2 protein-coding genes are annotated in these 2,298 nt (G+C 32.8%); both read right to left on the bottom strand.

Annotated elements, in window-relative coordinates; all coding sequences use genetic code 11:
- Positions 1-73: 73 nt before the first annotated feature.
- On the bottom strand, positions 74-1,042 hold the full coding sequence (locus QZ824_RS11380) for a sulfotransferase (RefSeq protein WP_291276134.1): 969 nt from the start codon (positions 1,040-1,042) through the stop codon (positions 74-76).
- Complete coding sequence (locus tag QZ824_RS11375) at positions 1,026-2,162, bottom strand: glycosyltransferase family 2 protein (protein WP_291276133.1); 1,137 nt, start codon at positions 2,160-2,162, stop codon at positions 1,026-1,028. Before QZ824_RS11375 ends, QZ824_RS11380 begins: the two co-directional genes overlap by 17 nt.
- Positions 2,163-2,298: the final 136 nt, after the last annotated feature.

The raw sequence follows: 2,298 nt of genomic DNA, 5'->3' as shown, positions 1-2,298 counted from the left end.
ATTCCCAGTTGATATTGATTTATAAAGTATATAAATCAATAAAAAACAGATTTAAAATGTAAGGAGGTTGGATTTATTTTTTTAACCATCCTCTTATTTTCCACCATTTTGAATTTATGATCCAGTCAATTTCAGCCTTCAATAATTCATTTTCTGTTAATGTTGAAGGTAGTTTTGTAAATGGAATCCCTTTGCTGTTAAGTTCATTTCTTGTTTCCTGAATTTCAGCAGCATCTCTCCACCAATCAATCAAACAATTGATATTTTCATTGGAAGAAATATAATCTTCCAGAGGCGGCATGTCCGAGTTTTCTTGAAGTGTTTTATAAAGCTGAATTGAATCAGGAAATGCATTTTCGTAAAAAAACTGTTGCCTTCGATTTTTATTTCTGTTGTTATTGAATTTGGCACTATCGAAAGTGCTGTCTGGACTTGCATGAAAATTAAAGCCAAATTTAGTATTCAATAATTCTATTACTGTATTGCTTTGTTGCATGACATTTTCAATATCGACTAATATTGAACGGTCTGCATTTTGTTTAAAGAAATCTAAAATTAATTGATTGTAAAAGTGCCAATTGTCAGGCGCAGACGTTGGTTGCGTATAAAAATCATCATCTGTACTTCTTCTGAATAAAGAGTCAACAACTTCCCATGGTTTTCTATAAACAAATAAAAAAAACGCATTGGGAAGTAACTCTTTATATACATTTAAAAAAAGTGTTGTGCGTGGATCTTTCCATCCCCACTGAGAGGATTCGTTTTTTTTAATGATGGATGTCAACTCTTCTTTTTGTGTTCCATCAAGAGATTGCACAGTATTTAAAGACCAACCATCTGGATTCAGATTATGATGTGCCAGATTTTTTTTATGAAAGACTAAAAAATCTTCATTTTCAAAATGTCCTAATTCATTTCCAAGGCTTGCCCGGAGTAAATTTTCACCAATGTTTAGTCCTGCCTTTTGGAGAAGAGACGCTGTGAATGAAGTACCCGAACGGTGCATCCCTACAATAATTAAGCATTTAGATGAGTTTTGCATTTTTTGAATTTTGATATTTTATTAAGGTGTCATCTAAATTCATAAATGAATTTGGCAATTTAGATTGTAATTGCGTTTTCCATTTATCTTTAAATTTTAGCGCATTGATCTGCTGATAGCGTCTCATGCCGGCATTTATATTCGTACCTGAAGTGACACCTTCATAATGAACAACAATGGATGCTGGTTGATAAACAACTTTTTTGTTTAATGTATATTGTATACTAAAACACAAATCAGTGTCTTCATAATAACCGGGTGTATACATTTCATCAAAGCCTCTTAATTGATCAAAGTCTGTTTTAGAAATTAGGAAGGATGCACCAGAACAATAATCAACTTCCCGGATATAGTTATATTTTTTATTGGTTATTGAGCCACGTCTTCCATAATGGTAGGTTTGTCCATCCTGCCATACAATACCGCCGGCTTCCTGTAGGTCTCCATCGCCAAAAACCAGCTTGGAGCCTACAATTCCAATCTGGCTATCGTTTTCAATAAGTTCAACCATAGACGTTAGCCACTGTTTCTGAACGATGGTATCATTGTTCAGGAAACATAAAAATTCTCCTTTGGCCAAAGATGCACCTTGGTTACAGGAAAGTACAAAGCCCGAATTATGATTGTTGTTATGTAAGCGAAGATTGGGAACCTGAATTAAAAGCTCTGCTGTTTCATCAGAAGAAAAATCATTGACTACAATAACTTCATAGCTTACTTCAGGGCCGGTATGTTCCATGATTGCCCGAAGGCAATTACACGTAAATGCGATATTGTTGTATACACAAATGATGATAGAAACTTTAGGAGCGTCGATTTTAGAAAAATGAATTTTTTTTATTTCCTCAGCTATATTGTAATGGTTCGGAAAAACAGTTATGTTCAGTTTTTCGAGTTTGGGATTGACAAGTTTTTTTAGGAAAGTAAAATTCCGGTTAAATAAGATGGAAAGAGATTCTATTGAATATTTGAAAAACAAACGAAATCCAATATTTGAAAAGCAAAACCGCATGAAATACCAAAATGAAAATTTTCCCTGCTTATTTTTACCATGGGCAGTAAAAATAGAAATGGTTTTTAAGGTAATTATCCTTAGGTTATTTTTAGTATTTCGTAGCATTTGAATAAAACCTGAAACTACATGTTAGATATTGAGGGGCTGTAAATTCCGGTAATGAATGAAAACTAAACAAATAGTTTATTTTGACAGACTATAAATGATAATTTAAATATATTGAGCTTTTCTATTTTTACAC

The sequence above is a fragment of the Flavobacterium sp. genome (genome assembly GCF_021151785.1).
Lineage (GTDB): Bacteria > Bacteroidota > Bacteroidia > Flavobacteriales > Flavobacteriaceae > Flavobacterium.
Note: the sequence above shows the minus strand (reverse complement) of the source record. Positions and strands in the feature narration are given on the sequence as shown.

What these genes read in the sequence shown, in the direction of transcription:
- QZ824_RS11380 (WP_291276134.1), bottom strand. Translation starts at nt 1,042, where the DNA reads ATGCAAAACTCATCTAAATGCTTAATTATTGTAGGGATGCACCGTTCG.
- QZ824_RS11375 (WP_291276133.1), bottom strand. Translation starts at nt 2,162, where the DNA reads ATGCTACGAAATACTAAAAATAACCTAAGGATAATTACCTTAAAAACC.